Source organism: Legionella bozemanae (genome assembly GCF_001648595.1).
Taxonomy (GTDB): Bacteria; Pseudomonadota; Gammaproteobacteria; order Legionellales; family Legionellaceae; genus Legionella; species Legionella bozemanae.
On the sequence record NZ_LBAW01000020.1, the window covers coordinates 1 to 21,816 of the forward strand.

Here is a 21,816-nt window from a genome sequence, read left to right on the forward strand (position 1 = left end):
TATAAAGATTCAGACACTTGATTGGGTACACGGTCTTTATGACCTTCCTACCGTTCGCGTTTAAAATCGTGATTAGGTGAGGTTTTTAGGTACCTACGGTCTTTTATGACCAATCCAGAAACAAAATCCTCACCCTTTTATCCAATGCTTTTCTAAGGACACTCTTTCTAGTCCGAATTATTTTACCAATTGTTTCATTATGCGAGCAGTCGCACCCCATACCCAATCTTTATTTGCAGTAAACTCACAAGTCATATAACGACGACCATTTCGTTCAATTATAAAATCTTTATAATTTTGGGCATCTTGAACTAATACCATCGGGATCGATATTAGACGAGTAACCTCTTGATCATTTAACTGGTAAGGATGAATAGTCTCTATACTTGCAAACCAAGGATGAATAATCTTCCCTAAAAGAGTTTTTTGAGTAGTTAATTCTTTTATCAAAGTGATGCGGTTAGGGGTGATACCTAACTCTTCATGCAACTCTCTAAGTGCAGTAGCATAATAGTTCTCATCTCCCTCTTCCCAGGCACCACCTGGGAAACAAATTTCTCCGGGATGCGCACGCAGTTTATCACTACGTTGTGTCAGAATTAATGAATCAGATAACTGCTCATATAAGACGACCACAGCCGAATGGGCAAGTTTTTTCCCTTTAATTTCATTTAAGTCCATTAATAACCGCTGCTATTTTGATAAAACATTCACGATATTCATCTTCCCAGTTTGAGTCAATAACTAATCCACCACCAGCAGCTAAATGTAAAATATTTTCTGTGGCTGTAACCGTACGAATAGCAATATTTGTATCAAAACGCCCATGCCGGGAAAAATAACCTATAGAGCCACAATAAATACCTCGTGCATAAGATTCTTGTTCATGAATAATTCGCATAGACTCAATTTTTGGTGCTCCAGTAATAGAACCACCAGGAAAACAAGACAAAAATGCATCAAATGGTAGAATTATAGCGAGACATTGAGCTTCAATTGTACTTACTAAATGATGAACTGAAGTATAGCTTTGCACTTCGCATAAATCAGTTACGTGTACCGAACCTGGTTGAGCAATTTTACCCAAATCATTTCTCAATAAATCAACTATCATGACATTCTCAGCTCGATTTTTTTCGCATGATGTTAATTTATTTTTTAATTGCTCATCTTCCATAGGATTAGTGGAGCGTCCTATTGTTCCTTTAATAGGAGATGTGATTAATTTACCCTCTTCATGAAATAGAAAACGCTCGGGGGAGAAGCTTAAAATATCAGCATGGGCTGTTCGTAGAAAAGCAGCAAAAGGAACAGGGTTTTTTAAACAAATTTTTTTATAAAAAGCCCAACTGTCTCCTTCGTAAGCAACGTGAAATGGCTGAGTCAGATTGACCTGATAACTTCTTCCTTCTTTTAAAAATTGATAAATTGAGGAAAATGCTTTGATGTAATTTTGTTTGCTCACTAAAGGAGTAAAATCACCTTTAATGACTGCATTATTTTGTTGCTCGGCAGAGTTATTCCATAACTCCAATACTTCATCAACTATTTTAGAAGTTGACTGATGTGTATTTGCAGCAAATACGGTTACCGTTTTATTATAATGATCCACAATAATTGCCCAATCATACAAACCAAGATCGAGCAAAGGCATATTTTCTAATGTGGGTTGTATGCGGGAATCTATCCCCAATAATTTTGCCCCAAGATCATAAGAGATATAACCCAGAGCACCGCCTTGAAAAGGAAGATCCGCCACAGACGGGATTGGCGATAAGATCTGACTTATTTTTTTTAATAAGCTCGGCAAATCGTCAGTATTTTGATCGATTTGAATAAAATCATAAGGATAGGCACTGATAATATCATAACGTCCATGAGTGCGATCAGTACTTTCTAAAAGAACAAAACCAGGTAAATGATGTAATTTTTGGTAATATTCATGTAATGAATCATGATAGTCTAATGAATATAATACAAATTGACTCAAAATATTCCTCTTAGGTAATTATTATAAAACTTATATTTGTATCCTAGGTGCCGCGGAGCGTAGGCATAGGTGTGATCAAGAGACAGACGCTGCACCCAGGCTACAAATACTTCATTTTGAAATACGAATTCAACACTAATTCTCTGGTTTTTGAATTAATTTGTGAGTATGCTATGCAAACGCTTTATTGACAAGGAGCCTTGTATGGCAACAGTTGCTCAATTTGATATTACATATACTCAATTTTTAAATGAACATGGAAAATTGGTCGGCCAGCTACCTTCTTTTGCCCATGATCATTCTGTGCTCAAAGAACTTTATAAAATTATGGTTCTTACACGGACTTTTGATAAAAAAGCGATTGCTTTACAAAGAACGGGAAAAATGGGAACTTATGCCCCGATTAACGGACAGGAAGCAATTTCAACCGCTATAGGGCATGCAATGCGTCCTGAGGACGTACTTGTACCCTATTATCGTGATTATGCTGCGCAATTTCAACGCGGGGTAAAAATGTCTGAAATACTCGCTTTCTGGGGTGGTGATGAGCGTGGCAGTCAATTTTCCTGTAATTCAGAAGACTTACCGATATGTGTTCCAATTGCATCTCAATGTTTGCATGCAACAGGCGTTGCATTTGCCTTTAAATACAGAAATCAACCTCGTGTCGCTGTAGTGTGTCTTGGTGAAGGCGGTACTTCTGAAGGCGATTTCTATGAAGCGATGAATGTCGCAGGCACATGGAATTTACCCGTTGTTTTCGTGGTCAATAATAATCAATGGGCAATTTCTGTCCCTAGAGATCAACAGACCGGTACCCAAACTATAGCACAAAAGGCTATAGCAGCTGGCTTTACAGGAATGCAAATTGACGGTAATGACATTCTGGCAACAAGACAAGTTATTGGCGATGCAATTGAAAAAGCACGTCGTGGTGAAGGACCTACTTTAATTGAAGCTATCTCTTACCGTTTATCGGATCATACAACAGCTGATGATGCAACTCGCTATCAACCTGGCGCTGAAGTTGAAAAAGCAAAACCTAAAGAACCCATCTCACGATTTAAAGAATTTCTTATAGAACAAAAAATTTGGAATGCGCAAGACGAAGAAAATTTGGTAATTCAATGTTCTGAAGAAGTAGAAAAAGCAGTTAATGAATACTTGGGTATGGAGCCGCAACCAATCAGTAGTATTTTTGATTATCATTATGCCGAACTACCCGAGTATTTAGTGGAACAACGTGCAATAGCTATGGAGGAAGCAACTCATGCCTGATATTACTTTAATCGAGGCAGTAACTCAGGCTTTGGCTTATGAGTTAGCTCATGATGAAAATGTTGTGGTTTTTGGAGAAGATGTAGGTAAAAATGGTGGTGTCTTTCGCGCCACTGTAGGATTACAAGAGCGTTTTGGTGAAAAAAGAGTTTTTGATACTCCTCTGGCAGAGTCTATGATTGCCGGATTAGCAATTGGCATGTCCATACAAGGATTGAAACCTGTTGCTGAATTTCAATTTATGGGGTTCATCTACCCAGCAATGAATCAAATTATTTCTCATGCTGCTCGAATGCGTAATCGAACACGCGGTCGACTCCATTGCCCTCTCGTTTTTCGTGCGCCTTTTGGTGGTGGCATTCGAGCTCCAGAACATCATTCTGAAAGTACTGAGGCACTATTTGCTCATATTCCTGGTTTACAAGTTGTGATTCCCTCTTCACCACGACGCGCTTATGGGCTGCTTTTAGCAGCCATGCGTAATCCTGATCCGGTAGTTTTTCTCGAACCTAAACGTATTTATCGTTTAGTCAAGCAACCTGTAGAAGATAACGGTGAGGCTCTTCCCCTCGGCAAGTGTTTTACTTTACAACAAGGCGATGACGTCACATTAATAAGTTGGGGAGCCAGCATCCACGAAACCCAACAAGCCGCGAAGCAATTAGAAAACGAAGGAATTTCTTGTGAAGTCATTGATGTAGCAACGATTAAACCACTAGATATTGAAACAATTCTAGCCTCAGTAGAGAAAACGGGACGTTGTGTTATCGTTCATGAGGGAGCAAAAACTTGTGGAGTTGGTGCCGAGATTTCCGCACAAATTATGGAAAACTCTATGGCTGATTTAATGGCTCCAGTCCAACGGGTAACCGGGTATGATACTGTAATGCCCTATTTTCAGCTGGAAAAACAGTACATCCCAAGTGTTGCACGGATTAAAAACAGTGTTATGAGCATAATGGAGTAATAATGAATATTTTCAATCTACCTGATTTGGGTGAAGGCCTGCCAGATGCTGAGATTCATGAATGGTTTGTTAAAGAAGGTGATGTTGTAATAGTAGATCAACCATTAGTTTCTATGGAAACCGCAAAAGCAGTAGTTGATGTACCTTGTCCTCAGTCTGGGACTATTAGCAAATTATATGGTAAGCCTGGAGATGTAATTAAAACAGGTGAACCTTTGGTTGCTTTTAAATCAACTAGTGCTAAAACCGAAGACAAAGGAACAGTAGTCGGTAATTTAGAAGAAAGCAGTGAAGTATTTGAAGATAATTTTACTGTCGGCATCCAACACACTACTAAAAACCGCATCAAGGCAACCCCTGCAGTAAAAATGCTTGCTAAAAAACTTAATGTCGATTTATCTACAGTTAAGGGAACTGGAGAGTTTGGCGTCATCACTCGAGATGATGTTCAGGTACAAGCTGACAAGAACTCAGAGATTCCTGCAGGCTTTGAACCTCTGCGCGGAGTAAGGCGAGCAATGCTTAATAGTATGACTCAATCTCATGCAGAGGTAGTTCCTGTAAGTATTTTTGATGAAGCGGATATTAATGCGTGGAAGCCAGGTACTGATATTACGATTCGCCTAATCCGGGCAATGGTCTACGCTGCTAAAAAAGAACCTGCCTTAAATGCATGGTTTGATACAAAACATGGTGCACGCCAGTGTTTTGATGAGGTACATCTTGGCTTGGCCATGGATAATGAAGAAGGATTATTTGTACCTGTTATTCATGACGCCGGAAAACTTGCCGATGGTGATCTACGAAAAATGATCAATGAGTTTAAAGAGTCTGTGAGCAATCGAGAAATTACTGCAGATAAATTGAAAGGAGCTACTATAACACTTTCCAATTTTGGAAAATTTGCTGGTCGCTTCGCAAGTCCCATTATTGTTCCACCGATGGTTGCTATTTTGGCCGTAGGCAGACTCTATCAGGGAGCTGTTGTCAATACTCAAGGAACACTCGAAGCACATAACATACTTCCTTTATCATTAAGTTTTGATCATAGAGCAGTCACTGGAGGCGAAGCAACCCGTTTCTTAGGTGCTGTGATGGAGTCGTTACAAAAGGAATAAGGTAAAACTCCTCTCCCCTTGAGGGGGAGGATATAGATGTTATTGCTGCATTTTTTCTTGCATTTTACTTTTTATTTTTTCAGCAAGCTTCATTTTGCATTGCTGCAATTGTTCTGGGCTGAAATTGGTGTTGGGTAATTGTTTTTTACCCATTGATACAGGTAAAACACAGTCTTTGACTAACTCTTTGCCTGCATTCTCCCCTCCTTTAAAGTAACCATTTTGCATACAAGAGATTGCAATAGCCTTGCAGGGCCCTGATTCTGCCCAACCAAAAAATGAAACGCTCATTAATAAGCTAACTATACCAATCTTTGCAAATAATTTGTTCATTTTTATAATTCCTTTTGTTGAGGATATCAATCCTATTTTTTAAACAATTGCATCTAAAATATAGCATAGTATTTGTAGTTTGCCTTTATTAGTATTTTAGAGTTCAAATTCAATAAATTACATGAAGTACCTTGTGCCAGAATTAAGTTATTTTGGCACAGGAGTAAGAAAGACTCTCTCTATTTCTCGCTCTATAGTATCGCGTTTTAAGAGTACAGAATTAGCACGATCTGTTTGTGTCAAAGCGATTGCATAAGGACCAACAAAAAATGCGTCACTATGGATCACGTTACTTCTCACTTTCATTGTATATCCAAAAGGAATTTCGAAACTTGCAAAATCAAAATATCCATCCGCTCTATCAAAACCAAGAGTCAAGGCACCACTACATTTAGGGGATAAAGGAGTGAAGACATGCGGAAAAGGATGGGTTTCAATAAATACTCCTCCTCCACCAAATTGATTCATAACATATTCTTCGATATAGGCCGGGTCCCATATATATTCTACTAAAAATAGAGTTTTTAATTCTTCATATTCTACATCATCCAATGTAAAGGATTGATTTAGTGAAATAAGCTCTGCTCCATATTTTCTTAGAAAGGTTTCAGGTACTGCTGATGCATTCATTTTGGGAATATTAAGAGCGCTCACTTCCTTTGAGATGGCCAGAATCCCTAAATCACCAAAAACACTCGCATCCCTACCACAATTTGCTTGCTCTTTATCCTTATCCAGCCATTTTGCTTCCACAGTAAGTTCTCGTGGCACTATGTGCTTTATGTCTTTTACTTGAGACAAATTTTCCTTTGTGATTCCTGTTGCCGCTAACATATCTACTATTTCTCCCGTATGCAAAATAGCGTGAACCTTTTTGGATAACATAAGGGGCTTTATAGGATTATTGGGATTTCTCCTATCAATCATAGTGGACTGAAGTGTTTGATAATGTTTATAAACATCCTTTTCAGAAATATTAGATGAGATAAATAACGCGTCATGACGCTTGAAAAAAGGCTCAGGAACAACTGAAGACTGACTTATAGTAAGTTTATTACTCAGATCGTCATTCTTTTTATCATTTAATAGTGCCATAATAAATAAAAAAATAAGCCATATAATATTATTTTAATACATAAACTAGGGTTGGTGATCAGAGCCGAGCGGGATATTCGTTTGTATTCAATATTAGGTTTCGCTAATGCTGCGCTCAAGCATATATTTTATGATTGAGCAATTTTATTGAGTAGCGCTGCGAGCCTGCATCCTGCATACGTAGCTTGTTTTTGAATTAATTGCTGAGCATTTTCTTGATATTTATCACTAGGGGTTTCATTAGGGTTCAGCTGATAAACATTCTTTATCGCCAGCTTATGGGACATCTTTGCCCATTTAGCAGGTTTTATTTCTGCACCTATCATTGAACAGGGCATTTTTTGTTCCAATTGCAGTGCTGTATTTTTCACTCGAGCCTCATCAAATTGCCCAAGAAAAAAGCCAGCGCCATTATCCCAATACTGATGTAAATTATTGCCCACTGGATTTTTTCCTAACAAGAATAAATTGCCTCCTAAATCACCCTTAGGATGTTGCGCACTGACTCGAGTTATAGCGTGTAATGGTTGATGGATATCACCTGTTATATGAATCAACATGCGTAATGCAAGTTTTTTATCCGACGGGCTCGTCTTTTTAGAGGAAAGTACTGAAGTTGCTTGTTTAATTGTCTTTACTGCATTGGTACTTTCAATGGGCGGTAAGTGAGTTCCATCACTGGAAAAAGGAATATCAATATAATGCATTACATCATACCAATATACTTCTCTCCACCTAATTTCATCCATCCATGTTGAAGAGCTAACAAAACTTGAATTGGGTGTGTTCTGGCTGCGTGAACGAAGATATTTATAACACATGGTTCTGGCGCTGGGAGATAAATTATCGTAAGCAATTTGCGCCACCACCTTGTGGCCTGCTGCATTCCAAGCATAACTGCTTAAAGTCACTAAGCAACAAACAAGTATACAAATAATTCGTGACATAATTAACCCAAATAGGGAGACCACGCGGGCTCTTGTACATCTCCTTCACGTGCGGGAAGTCTCATTCGTATTCTACCGTCAAGAGAAACGATACCCAATACACCTTTATCCTCATTGTGGGTCGCATAAAGAATTAAACGACCATTTGGTGCAATAGATGGAGACTCATCACGACCAGAAAAAGTCAGACTGACAATTGGTCCACCAGCTGCACTTTGTAACCCTATGTTAAATTGCTTGTCATCCCGATGCAACATAATGATATTTTTCATATCGGGTGTATAAGAAGCACGTGCATTGTAATTACCTTCAAAAGTTACACGGCTCACCTGACCATTGGCTAAAGAGAGACGATATATTTGTGGTGAACCTCCTCGCCCTGAAGTAAATAATAAGCTTTTGCCATCTGGCGCATAGCGTGGCTCAGTATCAATGGCATCACCAAAAGTCAATTGCTTCATGTTACCGGTACTGATGTCTACGCTGTAAATTTTGGGTGTTCCACTTTTAGATAAAACTACAGCCAACTCTCTGCCGTTAGGAGACCATGCAGGGGCTCCATTAATTCCAGGGAAACTGGTAATTAAGCGTCTTTGACCTGTCTCAACTGAAACAGTAAATATTTGCGCTCTTTTTTTCTCGAAAGAGACATAAGAAATGCTTTTACCATCTGGCGCCCAAGCTGGAGACATAATAGGCTCGGAGGAAATCAATAAGCTTTGTGGATTATGTCCATCTGCATCAGCAACCTCAAGTGAATAACGAGTGCTCTTTAGAGTTCTTTGGACAGAAATATAGGCAATGCGAGTAGAAAAAATCCCTCTCTCTCCCGTTAATTTTTGGTAGATTTCATCACTGATATGATGTGCTAATGGTCTGACTTGATTCGCACTAATTTGAAACGTTTTTGTCAATAAAGTAGCTCCATTCGCTACAGCATCAGTTAAGGTAAAGCTCACTTCATAATGATTTCCTGCGCGGATGACATGCCCTGTTACAACACTGTCTGCCCCCAACTGCTTGAGCGTGCTTACTGGCGATTGCGCATTGGCACCTTGAGGACCAGAAACAATACGAAACTGTCCTGAGAAATTTAAATCACCTTCAATAACTTGTCCGATTTCTTGAGCGGCACTATCTGAACCAAAAGAATTAATCGCAATAGGTAAGGCTGAATTAATCCCTTGAGTTAACTCTAAATCAAGAGCAAAAATTTGCTGTGTAAAAAGCAATAAAAAAAGTGTAATAATTCGGTTAATCACGAGTTTTACCCCCTCACTTGTTCTGGTCGAACGGTTAAACTTATATCTCGAAACAGATTAAATGTTTCTGCATCTGCGGGTACAGGTAGCGGTGATGCTTTATAAATAGCTGTTTGTGCTGAACGGTCAAGCAATGGATCACCACTGCTGCGAGTTAAAGTAACTTCTAATACCATTCCATCAGGAGCAAGACGTATTCTGAATTGGCTCGATAAACTACTGTCAACATTTTCAGGCAATATCCAATTTCTACCGATAGCATTCACAATGAGTGCCTTATATTTATCAACTTCGCCGGCGATACGTGCCTGCCTTTCAGCATTTTTTGCTGCTTGCGCTTGTTTTGCAGCAGCAGCCTCTGCTTGTTTTTTTCTTTCCGCTTCTGCTTTTGCAAGCTCTGCTTTTTCTTTTTCAGCTTGAGCCTTCTCCGCCATTTTTTTCTTATTCAAATCAGCAAGTTTTTTAGCTTCCAATTGCTGTTGCTTGACTAACTCTTCTTTTTGTTTTTTTAAGTCTTCAATACGCTTCGCTTCCAATGCCTTTTGCTCTTCAAGTTTCTTTAAACGTTTTTTTTCCTCTTCAGCTTGTTTTTTACGAGCAATAGCAATCTTATTCGCCTCCTCTTTAAGTCGAGCAAGTTGTTGTTGTTCTTTTATTCTCTGTTGCCTTGCCGCTTCTGCCTGTCGCTTGAGCTCGTTTTGTCGGTTAATTTCAGCTTTTTTTTGTTGCTCCCGCTCCTGTTTCAAGCGATTTACTGTTTCCATAACTTGTTTATTATCAACACTTACTGCTTTCACCACTTCAGTTTGAGGTGTAGCCGCAATAGGTTGATCTACTCCAGGTGTATTTTTGGTTTCCGCAGTTAAAACAGGCCGCTGACTTGAGTTATCTGTTAAAAGCATCACGATTAAAAAAAGATGTAAACCAAGTGCGGCAAAAAAAGCTTTACGATAACTGGGATTGCTTATCATGCTTGCCCCTCTGATTTTTCTTGAGATGAGTCAGTCAATAATCCCACCTGCTCAGCCCCTGCTTGTTTGAGTAATGCCATTGCCTGAACAACTTTTCCGTACGCAACCCCCTGGTCTCCTTTAACTAAAACGTTAAGTTTTTGGTTTGATTGCTTTGCCAACTCCAATTCTGCCGCAACGCGAACAACTAAAGCTTGAGACTCTATAGGTTCTGCAGGAGTACTGCTAATATTAAGAAAATAAGTACCTTGCTGATTTACTGAAACAATAATGGGTTCTCTATCTGTAGGTGCCAAAGTTTGGCTTGCAGCTTTAGGCAGGTCCACAGTTACTCCTTGGCTCAACATGGGTGCTGTGATCATAAAAATTACAAGTAAGACCAACATCACATCGATATATGGTACAACATTAATTTCTGATATGGGGCGCTCACGCTTGTTTTTTGCTCTGATCATTTCAAATTTTACCCTCTTGCAGTATCTCTGTTTTGTTGCTCTATAAGCGATATTAATTCTTCCTGAAATAAATCAAATCGATTTAATAAATCATTAGCGCGCGTTGTATATCGGTTATATGCAATAACTGCTGGTATTGCAGTAAATAAACCCAAAGCAGTAGCTACTAACGCTTCAGAAATCCCTGGTGCCACCATAGCAATCGTTGCTTGTTGGGCATGGCCTAATGCCTGAAAGGAGGTCATTATACCCCAAACCGTACCAAATAGTCCTACATAAGGTGCGATAGACCCTACAGAAGCAAAAAAAGGTAAATGTTTTTCCAATTTCTCTGCTTCTTTTGCGTGTGTAATTTGCATTACTCGTTGTATCGGTTCAATAACTACATTACCTTGTTTTCTGGCTCGTACAAATTCCTTAAACCCAGCATGAAAAATAGCTGCCATCCCTTGTCGTTCATCCGAATTACTATCAATATCGGCATAGAGCCTGCTTAAATCACCACTATCCCAGAATCTTTGATTAAACGCATCTGTGAGCTGCTTTTTACGGTTAAAAAACCAGGCTCGTTGAAATATTAATGTCCAGGAAGTAATGGATGCAGCAGCTAGCAATATCATAACTGATTTAACAACCATACCTGCTTGCATAAAATACATTAATACATTTGCTTGATTACCCATCTATATTATCTCCAGTACCATTTCATGCTGTGGCTTTTACCTATACCAAATTACAATAACAATTTTTTTATTCAACGCGGAAATCGTTTTGGTTTCAAATTACTATTCACGCATACCACTTGAATTTTGGCCTCACAAACTATTATTTCCTGCTCATTTTGCATACTCTGATCAAATAAAAAACTACAAGCCCCTAATTGCTGTACTTGCGTTTTAATTGTTAGTAAATCATCCAATCGAGCCGGGGCTTTATACCGAAGATGCGCATCATATATTGCAAAAAGAGTATCCTGTTTCATCAAATCGGAGAGGACCAAATTATTTTGCCTGAGCATTTCTGTGCGAGCCCGCTCAAAATAGCAAAGGTAATTCGCATGATAAACAATTCCCATATAATCTACATCTTCCGCGTAAACACGAAAAGAATGTTGATGCGTGATTGTGGCATCCATTGATTAATCCTGCTCTACTGTATTTAAACCAAAATGCTGATACGCTCTTGGTGTGGCTATTCTACCTCTTGACGTGCGCATAAGGAATCCTTGTTGTATTAAAAATGGCTCTAAAACATCTTCAATTGTGCCTTTTTCCTCACCAATTGCTGCCGCAATGCTATCAACACCTACCGGACCCCCATTAAATTGTTCAATGACGGCCAACAGTAATTTTCTATCCATGAGGTCAAATCCATGTTGATCTACATCCAACATTTCCAAAGCTTTTTGCGCGATATCAACACTAATAATCCCGCTCCCCTTAACCTCGGCATAATCACGAACCCGTCGCAGTAAACGATTTGCAATACGTGGTGTTCCTCTTGATCGGAGTGCGATTTCTCTTGCTCCTTCGGGTTTAGTTTTTACATTGAGCAATTGTGCGGACCGTGCAACAATTTGAGTTAATGAATCAACAGAATAATATTCCAGACGCTGTACAATACCAAATCGATCTCTAAGGGGCGAAGTAAGCAATCCGGCTCGTGTCGTTGCGCCAATTAAAGTAAAAGGAGGTAACTCCAGTTTAATAGAACGCGCAGCCGGCCCTTCACCGATCATAATATCCAATTTATAATCTTCCATGGCCGGATAGAGTATTTCCTCTATTACAGGGCTAAGCCTATGAATTTCATCAATAAATAGAACGTCATTTGCTTGCAAGTTAGTGAGTATTGCCGCAATATCCCCTGCTCTCTCAATTACCGGCCCGGAGGTTTGACGCAGATTGACACCCATTTCATGAGCAATAATATTGGCTAAAGTAGTTTTACCAAGACCAGGCGGGCCAAAAATTAAGACATGATCCAGAGCATCGCTTCGCTTTTTCGCGGCATCGATAAAAATTTGCATCTGCGAACTTACTGCATCCTGCCCTATATATTCACTAAGGCTTAGAGGTCTAATAGCACGATCGATAGCCTCTTCTGAGGTAGTACTTTGAGTACTGATTAAGCGGTCACTTTCCAGCATAAAGTTCTTTTAACAGTTCAGATGAATGGTAGCATTTTATCATATGTTTTTTGAATAGCAGCTTATTTGTTAATAGATATTTATGAGCTGCATAACAGTGATGACTGAAAGTAATATCACACAATAGCCCCGGATTACAGTTTTACCCTCACCCGGGTCACTAAATCCCTCTCAATATAGAAAATCATACTTAACTTATTTGAAGAGATAATCTCTCTTTCTGTTGGAGTTCATCATGGTCAGATACTATAGATGGAGGTATTTCAGGAGACGATATAGCAGGTTTAAAGAATCGTATTAAATTTTTTTCTCGCTCAAACTCTTCTTCGATTGGAGTAAACGATTTAAATTCATCAAGACAATTGAAAAAGCGAACTATTGAGCATATTGCAGCCATACAAGAGACTGACAATACAGCAAGCGCAAAAAAAGGATTAACTGCTACTAATGGGGCTGCCATAAGAACACAATACGAAAAAAATGTACTTGATAGTGCGGCCCAGAACAACAATTCTAATGAAGTTAGAATATTTTCAAGAACAACACCAGTTTTTCTTAACGACTTTATTTCTTCAATTTCTTTTAAAACTTTTTCAGCGGTTAGTTGTCCGTTTTTTGCACTTTCAAGTCCTAATACAAGAAGTTCATATAGTTTAATAGATTCTTTTTCTGATTCATCATCAAGCGCGTCAATATATAGCTTATGATAATAAGCTTTAAGCGCTTTTAATTGTCTTTCAATTTCCTCATTAAGTTCCACTCCGTGAAACAATGCATCAATTTTTTTATCGCATTTGTTTAAACGTTTTTCCATTGAACTCGACATAATTCATCCCTTAATTTAATAAAAGAAAAATGATATTTATATTGATCAGTAAATAATCAAGGTCGTTTTATAACATAATTGAAAAAACTATTAAAGATAGTGCAACCGATTGAAAAAACAGTTAAAACTAAAGTAACTTAATCCTTAGCTAATCTAACATCGCAATCATATTTTCAGAAACATACTCAGTTGTAGAAGATTGCCCAGCGATTGCTGCACTTACTTCGTTTATGGGAGAAACGGGCGGTTTAAAAAATAACACCAAACTTCGTTCTCGCTCATCTTCTTCATTCAATCGGGTACATGATTTAAGATCATCAATACATTGAAATAAATTACTTATTGATTTAATCATTAGAGCAGCAGAAACAATAGTTAGTCCGAATCCTAAAATTGGATTGGGTACTGTTACTGTAGTGGCACAAAGAAAAAAAATGGTGATTGCTAAAGACCAGAAAGCCATTTCCAGTACTTTCGCGATATTATAAAAAACAATACCAAGCTTTCTTTCAAAAAGAATATCTTGAATTTTTTGTAATGCCTCATCAGCAGAAAGTTGACCATTTTTAACTTTAAGAAGATTGTCAACAAATAATTCATAGCTTTCCACAATCGTTTTAGGCAAATAAGTCGATTTATTGAATGAGGAATTATAATATGCATCGATATCTTTTAATTGCTGCAGAAGACTTGGGGCATGCTCATGCATTGTATAAAGTCGTAAAAGTTTATCGCGGCAATTTACTAAACGCACCTCCAGAGTAATAGGCATATGTTCATCAACTCTTAGATATTTTAAAAAGGCCCAGATAATCAAAAAATGCTTTTTATATCATAATTGTGGAAAGAAAAAATGTCTATTTAAACAAATTGGCCTATTGACTCCATAACTAATTTTCGAGCCCTAAAAATGCGAGATCGCACCGTTCCAACCGGGCAATCCATTTTTTTTGCAATAGCTTCATAAGATTGGCCATCCAGGATATACATCCCATAACAAAGACGTAACTCCTCAGATAAAGTAGAAAGAATCGTCTCCAGTTGCTCACCGAACTCGATATTAATCAATAGATATTCTGGGGAGAGTTGCACCGAAGGATAATAATTGTCAGCATATTCTGCTTCCATATCCATGCGCAAATTAGCAGCACGGTAATGATTTTTGATTGTATTTTGAGTAATTCGATACAACCAAGTGGAAAATTGACTTTTCTCTTTAAAATAATGCAAATAGCGATAAACTTTAATTAATACTTCTTGCGCCAGATCACTAACATTGGCCCTATCTTGAATATGTAAGTAAATAATTTGCTGTATTTTATTGTTATACCGTGAAAACAACAGATTATAAGCTTCCATGTCTCCCTGTCTCGCCAAATTAATCAAGTCCTCATCACTATAAGAAGTTTCTTTCTTCATCACTTCCTCATAATTCCATTATAAGAACGATCGGTCTTTTATTGTGCTATATGTGTAATTATATACTATTTTGGCTTATTTTGAGATGCAATAAACGTAATTGATAGTTTGTTATCTGGTCAAGAAATAAAACAATCCGCTTTTTTTGACTTGGATTCGTGAATTCAATAAGTTGAAAAAGAGGGTTGTGAATAAGAATAACAGCTTGATTATAAGTCACCTTATTATCCTGAGCTGCTTCCAAAACCCATGCATTGTTCATAAATTGAATTTTTTTAACTGATGAGCATGGGCTCTGATTAGTCCAATCAATTTTCAGCAAGATAAAAACAAAGCCCAGTAAAATTAGTTTGATAAATAAAGCTATTGATGAATAAAAGATCAAAATGGCGGTAATAAGGTAAGTCACTAAAATCAAACGGAAATAAGTCCTTGACTTCCCTGGCTCAATTACTATTTCGGATAATGGCGACAATTTTTTTTAACTCTTTATCTTGAGGATCTTCATGCCCCATTAACCAGGCGAATAACTCTGGATCAGTGCAACTTAATAGGGAATTAAAAGCCTCGAGTTCTTTTACAGACAAATGCACGAGCTGATGCTCAAGAAAATGTTGCAAAATAAGATCCAATTCCAGCATTCCTCGGCGGCAATGCCATGCAAGTCTTGTTTTTTCCTTGGGATCCAACATAGGTAAATCTCTTATGATCAAGTTACGGGCACATAATACACTACTGTCTTTATAAACGGAAATCATTAAACCTCTATAGAGTTATCCACTAAGTTCTAGACAAGGCGCAAGTAAAGTGAGGTGAAGGAGTGTATACTTCATGAGCCGAACGAGCTTGCAACGAAGTATAGGACTTAGTGGGTGGTGCTATATTTAAAACACTACTATGGTGAGCTTAAAAAATTAGATAAACTCTACATATTTCAATTGACAGTTGCCGCAAAGCAACTGTTTTTTAGGTTTAAAATGATGAGCATAACTTTTACACATTTAATCAATAACAGGGCTTTAACTACATTTAAACCATTAGAGGAAGAATTAGTGCTTCTACCTCACAAAAATTATTTGTTTGATTTATCTTATCTTACAGTGATTGATGTTGAGGGTAATAAAGCCATTGATTTTCTTCAAGGACAATTAACCTGCGACTTGAACGCCATATCTGACATACAAATGATAGAAGGTGCGCAGTGTAATCTTAAAGGGCGAATTCTCACTTTAATGGATATTATTACCTGGCAAGGAGTTAAGTTAGTACTGCCCCAAGATTTGCAAGAGAGTACAATTAACTCATTAGGCAAATATGCATTGCTGTCTCGCGTTACACTCAAAAAAAATAGCCAATTTAATATTTTTGGATTTTATCTACAAAATCATGAAGATATTATTCCCGATACAGGTTTTTTTCCTAATTCGCTTTATGCTCAAACATATACCAACCGTTCTTGTTCTTACCATTTAGGCAATGGATTTTATATTTTTCTTGCCCTGGCTGATAATGTACATGCGATACAAGAACGTTTTATGAAAAATGACCAATTTCTTGGTTCTTTAACCTGGCACACTTTAAGATTATTCCAACAACAAATAGAAATTTACCCCGAATCACGGGGCCTATTTTTACCTCATAGACTTGGTTTACAACAAACCCCATACATTAGCTTCAATAAAGGGTGCTATAAAGGGCAAGAAATTATTGCTCGAATGCACTATAAAGCGACTATAAAACATCAATTGAAAATTTATGAAATGGAAACCGAGCAAAAAATCTATTCCGGACAAAAGCTATTAAGCGAACCTGGGGGAACAGAAGTTGGTGAATTAGTTGACTTTTCTATTCTAAAATCTGGGCGGTATTTAATTGCTGTAAGTATATTGAAGGAAGCAGAACAAACGGTGTTTCTTGAAGGACATAATCAGCTAGTAGAGTTAACCAAGGCATCAGTTACCTTATCAAATCCACTCGCTTAATATAATGGAGCTTGGTGAAACAAGTAGGTTGGGTCAAAATAACCCAACCTACTTCCGGCTTTATTATGAACTGATCAAAAAAGTGAAAATTTTCAGACCAAAGCCCAATCTCTATACACATACACAAATTATGCTTCTTGCTCAACCAATGCATAAGATTGCAAAGTAGTTTGAGTTAAATCCAGTAACTCCCTGATTGCAACAAAAAACATAGTATAGTTTAGAACTGCGCTTGCTTTCAGATCCGCCAATATAAAACGCCAACGCTGAATTAATGCACGATGCGATTCTCCCCAAGATGCAAGACGCGCCTGCAAATCTGGATTATCACCATCATAGTTAATCAGCCCAGCAGTAAGTTGACGTTGTTGCCAATCTAAATCATCCCGCAACGCTTCTCTGGAGAGAGATTCCCAATGATTCTCACTTGGATGCATAATAATTTGCTTTCGTATCCAGGCAAGATCCAGGAACTCGCCAATTCCGAAATAAATCTCAGCAACTTGCGCTACCTTCATATTTCTCTTATAAGCGATTTCAATAATGTCAGTTGCCGCAAATAGACCTCGTGTTACAGTTAAATCATGTGCTAGCGCTGATGGAATACCTTCATCCACAAGCTCTTGATAATGTTTATCATATTTTGCTCGTCGCTCTTCATTTAGAATAGCCGGTATGGATATCTTCAATTCAACAACACCTTGCGCATAGAGTTTTACAACTTCAGAAATGTCCACAGCCCTACGTTGACTACGCAGGAACCAACGTGTAATACGTCGAGCCAATCTGGAATAAAGCATCATCATTTCGATTTGTTTTTTAGCGCTGATCTTTGTACCCAATTCTTCGATTTGTTTCCAAACAGCTTCTAAATTAAGTACAGAACGAGTAATTACATATGCTCTTACAATAGCGGAAACAGGAGCTCCTGTTTCATCCTGCAATCTGTAAATGTAAGTAAAGCCCATCTCATTTACAATAATATTGCTTAATCGAGTTGCGATAATTTCTCTTTTTAGCGGATGCGATTGCATTTGTTTGCTAAACCGCTCTTGCAAGGGTTTTGGAAATGAACTAATTAAAAATTGGGTCATATACGCTTCTTCGGGAACACCTGAGGCCAGAATTTGTTCCTTAAGAATTGTTTTACTGTAACACATCAATACAGCAATACTGGGACGCATCAAACCTTTACCCATTAATTTGCGTTCCAAAATAACCTTATCGTCGGGTAAATACTCAAGATTACGGTCAATTTTTCCAGTGCGTTCCAATTCACTAATATAACGGCTTTGTAGATCCAATGCTTGAAGAGGTTGCGATGCAGTTAAACTAATCGCTCTCGTTTGCAAGAAATTGTCACGTAGCACCAATTTGCTGACTTCATCAGTCATTTCAATTAATAATTCATTACGTTGTTTTGGAGTCAAATCACCAACTGCTACAATGCTGTTCAATAGGATCTTAATATTTACTTCTTTATCTGAACAATTCACACCACCCGAATTATCAATGAAGTCGGTATATACCATTCCTCCATTTAATGAGTATTCGACTCGTGCCAATTGGGTTAATCCCAAGTTACCGCCCTCACCTACAACTTTACAACGCAGTTGTTTTGCATTCACTCGAGTTGCATCATTGGTTCGGTCGCCAACATTAGCGTTTGATTCAGTACTGGCCTTAACATAAGTACCGATTCCTGCACTCCAAAGCAAGTCAACCTTAGCTTTTAAAATTGCTTTAATTAACTCATTCGGCTCAATCTCGGTTTGTTTAATTCCAAAAGCTGCTTGCATTTCCTTACTGACAGGGATGGATTTGGCATTACGATTGAATACACCACCACCCTTGGAGATAAGTTTTTTATCGTAATCTGCCCAATTCGAACGTGGCAAATGAAACAAACGCTCACGTTCTTTGTAACTGATTTCTGCATTAGGATCAGGGTCGACAAAAATATGGATATGGTTAAATGCACCAATTAACTTGATGTGTTTTGACAACAACATACCATTACCAAAAACATCGCCTGCCATATCTCCGATGCCAACAACAGTAAAATCGTTATTCTCAATGTCTATATCCAATTCATAGAAATGACGCTTCACTGATTCCCATGCACCTTTGGCTGTAATCCCCATCTTCTTATGGTCATAACCTATTGATCCACCTGATGCAAAAGCGTCACCTAGCCAAAAGCCATATTCTAAAGAAATAGCATTGGCGAGATCAGAGAAAGTTGCCGTACCTTTATCTGCAGCAACAACAAGATAAGGATCATCCTCATCAAAACATACAACATTCACAGGTTTGACCACTTTGCCTTCAACGTAATTATCTGTGATATCGAGAAGACCACGAATAAATAATTGATAACAACCGATTCCTTCAGCCATTATTTCTTCACGAGTACCGTTTACAGGCAAAAGCTTAGGTACAAAACCACCTTTGGCACCACTAGGTACAATAACTGAATTTTTCACTTGCTGCGCTTTCATTAAACCAAGTATTTCTGTACGGAAATCTTCCCTTCGATCAGACCAACGCAAACCGCCGCGAGCAACCTTGCCGCAACGTAAGTGAACCCCTTCAAAACGTGGAGAATAAACAAAAATTTCAAACATCGGATGTGGTTTTGGCACACCGGGAATAATTTTACTGTTTAACTTGAGTGAAATATAAGGTTTATGATGTCCATCTTCATTTATTTGATAAAAGTTAGTACGTAACGTAGCACTAATAGCATGGATGTATTGTCTGATTATTTTATCTTCATCCAGATTGGATACAGTATCAAGATCGCTTAATATTTCGATGGATAAATCAGCAAAACGATCCTCTCGATTAGGATCATCCGCAGGATTACAGCGAACTTCAAATAATTTCACTAATTTTTTAGCAATAGCAACATTATTATTTAACGCCATTTCCATATAGTCTTGGCTAAAAGTAATACCTATTTGTTTAAAATATTTGGCATAGGTACGCAAAACAGCTACTTCACGCCAATTAAGTCCTGCTGCTAAAACTAACTGATTAAATCCGTCATTTTCAGCTTGACCAAACCAAACTTTAGCAAAGGCGTTTTGGAATAATTCTTTAATCTCATCAAGCTCAAACTCAATCGGCTTATTATATTGCATGGCAAAATCATTCACCCAAGCTATTTTACCATCCTCAAATTTCAATGCATAAGGGCGTTCACTTATAGCGCGCAAACCCAGTTTTTCCAATATGGGCAAAACATCCGATAAAGGAATAGTGGTATCATGCTGATATACTTTTAATCTAAAGCTATTTTCTGACTCATCCAGGGGCTTATAAAAATTAATACCTAATGGTTCTTCCGGGGTAAGCAATTCAATATGTTTAATATCATAGACTGCTGTCCTCGCAGGGAACATATCACTATAAGCTCCTGGAAATGCATTTTTATAACGGGCATAGAGACTATTTGCCTGTTCTTCTCCATAAGCCTCATATAAATGAGTTTGCAAATCGTCGGTCCATGAACGGCCTGCCTCAATCAACTTTCTTTCAATTTCTTTTAGATCATATTCAAGTGGTAAATTCGGGTTAATTTTAATAATAAAATGAACTCGTGCCAGAACAGACTCGGTAAATTGAGTTGAATAAGAAGTCTCAATTGAGTTAAAACTCTCGTCAAGAATTTGCTTCATAGCCATTCTTAACTCAGTATTAATCCTATCTTTAGGGACGTATACTAGACAGGAAACAAAACGTCGATAAACATCCACTCGTGCAAACAAACGAATACGCTTTCTGTCTTGCATGTAAAAAATACCCATTGCGATTTCCAGAAGTTCATCTTCTGTTCCTTGAATCAAATCATCACGTGGTAACGTTTCAAGAATATTTAATAAAACTTTACCTGCATGACTACGTGGATTTAATCCGGAATTTTCCATGATATGGGCTACTTTACGTCGCAAGAATGGAATTTGCTTCGGGTTCGTATGATAAGCAGCAGAAGTATAAAGCCCAATAATTCTTCTTTCGCCAATCACCTTTCCATGTTCATTAAATCGTTTAATTCCTATATAATCAGTATAAGCGTCACGATGAACACTTGCTAATGTATTCGTTTTTGAAGTAACCAAAATTCGTGGAGACAGGGTAAATTCGCGTGCTTCAGGTGCCATTGCAGAAATACTACGCAACATTGATTTAGTAACGCTTTCACGCAAAAGTCCTAATCCGGTATTAGGAACAGCTTGTAAAACCGTTTCTTTACCCTTTTCCACCAACTCATAATCCCTCATCCCCAGGAATGTAAAATGATGGTCTTCAATCCAATGTAAAAACGCCTTTGTTTCTTCCACTTCATCCAAATCAAGCACTGAAGACACTTTATCAATCTCTGCAATTGCTTCTCGAACTTCAGCACGCATTTTTTCCCAATCTTCAAAAACGACTCGATTATCTTCAAGAGCACGCTCACATCCTTTATGCAATTCTTCAAGTACCTTAGGATCAGTTTGGCGATCAATTTCTAAAAATATTGGCGCCTCATGAATTACATCTTTTTCATCTAACATTTGATTACGAGGTAAGATCTTGCAGACCCGGTTATTTTTATCTCTTTTAACCCGAATCCCCCCCATATGAATAGTTAGATGAGAGGATAGGCCCATCCTATGGATTACCAGACGAATTGAATCAACCAAAAACGGCATATCATCACAAATCACTTCAATGACGGTATGTGTTGTTTGCCATCCATGACGTTCATAATCTGGGTTATAGATTCTAATTTTTGTTTCGTGTGGTGCGCGTTCACTAATTAAAGTCCAAAAATTTACTACAGCGCCGTAAAGATCATCGATAGTCCATGCATTAAGATCTTCCATTGCTACAGTACTGTATAGCTGTTTGGCAAATTCGGCGCAAAACTCGGTTTGATCACCAACCATAGAACTTCTAATTCTATTTACAATGGCTTCAATTAATACATCTTTACCTTCTTCAAATTTATAAGACATTGTTGTTTTACCTCGTCG

Annotated in this window: 21 protein-coding genes; 4 read left to right on the top strand and 17 right to left on the bottom strand. The window is 37.9% G+C overall.

From position 1 onward, the window contains the following. Positions 1-177: 177 nt before the first annotated feature. Positions 178-681: an NUDIX hydrolase gene (locus A8O27_RS13695; protein ID WP_058457768.1), complete on the bottom strand. Its 504-nt coding sequence runs from the start codon at positions 679-681 to the stop codon at positions 178-180. Then, on the bottom strand, positions 668-1,990 hold the full coding sequence (gene pabB / locus A8O27_RS13700) for an aminodeoxychorismate synthase component I (RefSeq protein WP_058457767.1): 1,323 nt from the start codon (positions 1,988-1,990) through the stop codon (positions 668-670). The genes A8O27_RS13695 and pabB overlap by 14 nt, the downstream gene beginning before the upstream one ends. Before the next feature lie 204 nt (positions 1,991-2,194). On the opposite strand from pabB, the gene pdhA reads away from it, so the two are divergent. The 3 genes from pdhA to A8O27_RS13715 are packed head-to-tail and all read left to right on the top strand — an operon-like array spanning position 2,195 to position 5,353. Then, complete coding sequence (gene pdhA, locus A8O27_RS13705) at positions 2,195-3,268, top strand: pyruvate dehydrogenase (acetyl-transferring) E1 component subunit alpha (protein WP_058457766.1); 1,074 nt, start codon at positions 2,195-2,197, stop codon at positions 3,266-3,268. After that, a complete protein-coding gene (locus A8O27_RS13710) occupies positions 3,261-4,235 on the top strand; it encodes an alpha-ketoacid dehydrogenase subunit beta (protein ID WP_058457765.1) in 975 nt (324 codons plus the stop codon). The genes pdhA and A8O27_RS13710 overlap by 8 nt, the downstream gene beginning before the upstream one ends. Positions 4,236-4,237: 2 nt before the next feature. Then, complete coding sequence (locus A8O27_RS13715) at positions 4,238-5,353, top strand: dihydrolipoamide acetyltransferase family protein (RefSeq protein ID WP_058457764.1); 1,116 nt, start codon at positions 4,238-4,240, stop codon at positions 5,351-5,353. Between the two features lie 39 nt (positions 5,354-5,392). Here A8O27_RS13715 and A8O27_RS13720 read toward each other — a convergent pair whose 3' ends face one another. The 14 genes from A8O27_RS13720 to A8O27_RS13785 form a co-directional block, all read right to left on the bottom strand. Beyond that, entirely contained in the window at positions 5,393-5,686 is a 294-nt protein-coding gene (locus A8O27_RS13720) for a hypothetical protein (RefSeq protein WP_058457763.1), read from the bottom strand. 147 nt (positions 5,687-5,833) lie between these two features. Then, on the bottom strand, positions 5,834-6,781 hold the full coding sequence (locus tag A8O27_RS13725) for a hypothetical protein (protein ID WP_058457762.1): 948 nt from the start codon (positions 6,779-6,781) through the stop codon (positions 5,834-5,836). 128 nt (positions 6,782-6,909) lie between these two features. Then, positions 6,910-7,728, bottom strand: a complete 819-nt coding sequence (locus A8O27_RS13730) for a S1/P1 nuclease (RefSeq protein ID WP_058457761.1) — start codon at positions 7,726-7,728, stop codon at positions 6,910-6,912. A 2-nt stretch (positions 7,729-7,730) separates the two neighbouring features. After that, positions 7,731-8,990 carry a Tol-Pal system beta propeller repeat protein TolB gene (tolB, locus tag A8O27_RS13735; RefSeq protein WP_058457760.1) on the bottom strand — a complete coding sequence of 420 codons (1,260 nt, stop codon included), beginning with the start codon at positions 8,988-8,990 and terminating at the stop codon, positions 7,731-7,733. Positions 8,991-8,995: 5 nt separating this feature from the next. After that, complete coding sequence (tolA, locus tag A8O27_RS13740; RefSeq protein WP_058457759.1) at positions 8,996-9,961, bottom strand: cell envelope integrity protein TolA; 966 nt, start codon at positions 9,959-9,961, stop codon at positions 8,996-8,998. After that, positions 9,958-10,416 carry a protein TolR gene (gene tolR, locus A8O27_RS13745; RefSeq protein WP_058457758.1) on the bottom strand — a complete coding sequence of 153 codons (459 nt, stop codon included), beginning with the start codon at positions 10,414-10,416 and terminating at the stop codon, positions 9,958-9,960. Before tolR ends, tolA begins: the two co-directional genes overlap by 4 nt. A gap of 8 nt (positions 10,417-10,424) precedes the next feature. After that, positions 10,425-11,099 carry a protein TolQ gene (tolQ, locus tag A8O27_RS13750; RefSeq protein WP_058457757.1) on the bottom strand — a complete coding sequence of 225 codons (675 nt, stop codon included), beginning with the start codon at positions 11,097-11,099 and terminating at the stop codon, positions 10,425-10,427. 71 nt (positions 11,100-11,170) lie between these two features. Further along, positions 11,171-11,551: a YbgC/FadM family acyl-CoA thioesterase gene (locus A8O27_RS13755; RefSeq protein WP_058457756.1), complete on the bottom strand. Its 381-nt coding sequence runs from the start codon at positions 11,549-11,551 to the stop codon at positions 11,171-11,173. A 3-nt stretch (positions 11,552-11,554) separates the two neighbouring features. Beyond that, the gene (gene ruvB / locus A8O27_RS13760; RefSeq protein WP_058457755.1) at positions 11,555-12,565 is read right to left on the bottom strand and encodes a Holliday junction branch migration DNA helicase RuvB; all 1,011 of its coding nucleotides are present in this window, start codon (positions 12,563-12,565) and stop codon (positions 11,555-11,557) included. A 190-nt stretch (positions 12,566-12,755) separates the two neighbouring features. After that, complete coding sequence (locus tag A8O27_RS13765) at positions 12,756-13,379, bottom strand: DUF5638 domain-containing protein (RefSeq protein ID WP_235810450.1); 624 nt, start codon at positions 13,377-13,379, stop codon at positions 12,756-12,758. A 160-nt stretch (positions 13,380-13,539) separates the two neighbouring features. Continuing rightward, entirely contained in the window at positions 13,540-14,163 is a 624-nt protein-coding gene (locus tag A8O27_RS13770) for a DUF5638 domain-containing protein (RefSeq protein ID WP_058457753.1), read from the bottom strand. Positions 14,164-14,252: 89 nt separating this feature from the next. Beyond that, on the bottom strand, positions 14,253-14,810 hold the full coding sequence (locus A8O27_RS13775) for a sigma-70 family RNA polymerase sigma factor (protein WP_058457752.1): 558 nt from the start codon (positions 14,808-14,810) through the stop codon (positions 14,253-14,255). A gap of 58 nt (positions 14,811-14,868) precedes the next feature. Beyond that, a complete protein-coding gene (locus A8O27_RS19360; protein ID WP_235810449.1) occupies positions 14,869-15,072 on the bottom strand; it encodes a hypothetical protein in 204 nt (67 codons plus the stop codon). Between the two features lie 184 nt (positions 15,073-15,256). Continuing rightward, entirely contained in the window at positions 15,257-15,502 is a 246-nt protein-coding gene (locus tag A8O27_RS13785) for an FAD assembly factor SdhE (RefSeq protein WP_058457815.1), read from the bottom strand. Between the two features lie 288 nt (positions 15,503-15,790). Between A8O27_RS13785 and ygfZ the strand changes: the two genes are divergently transcribed. After that, the gene (ygfZ, locus tag A8O27_RS13790) at positions 15,791-16,792 is read left to right on the top strand and encodes a CAF17-like 4Fe-4S cluster assembly/insertion protein YgfZ (protein WP_058457814.1); all 1,002 of its coding nucleotides are present in this window, start codon (positions 15,791-15,793) and stop codon (positions 16,790-16,792) included. Positions 16,793-16,920: 128 nt separating this feature from the next. Here the strand turns inward: ygfZ and A8O27_RS13795 are convergent, their stop codons facing one another. Next, positions 16,921-21,798: an NAD-glutamate dehydrogenase gene (locus A8O27_RS13795; RefSeq protein WP_058457750.1), complete on the bottom strand. Its 4,878-nt coding sequence runs from the start codon at positions 21,796-21,798 to the stop codon at positions 16,921-16,923. Between the last annotated feature and the right edge of the window lie 18 nt (positions 21,799-21,816).